Source organism: Bacillus cereus group sp. BfR-BA-01381 (assembly GCF_022663555.1).
GTDB classification, from domain to species: domain Bacteria; phylum Bacillota; class Bacilli; order Bacillales; family Bacillaceae_G; genus Bacillus_A; species Bacillus_A pacificus.
Map to the genome: position 1 here is coordinate 1 of NZ_JAKUFR010000356.1, position 216 is coordinate 216.

The following is a 216-nucleotide window of genomic DNA, read 5'->3' on the forward strand; positions in this document are numbered from 1 at the left end:
CCATCTGGTGGACCACCTGGCCCGACAGGAGCAACCGGAGCGACAGGAGTAACAGGAGATACCGGGGCGACAGGAGCAACTGGAGTGACAGGAGCGACAGGAGCAACGGGAGCAACCGGAGTGACGGGTTTACAGGGACCGCAAGGAATACAAGGTGTTCAAGGAGAGATAGGTCCAACCGGTCCGCAGGGTATTCAAGGTCCCCAAGGAATCCAA

General features: G+C 58.8%; 1 pseudogene. It reads left to right on the forward strand.

Annotated elements, in window-relative coordinates:
• Positions 1–216: pseudogene (locus MR079_RS29020) on the forward strand (hypothetical protein); the annotation flags it as partial.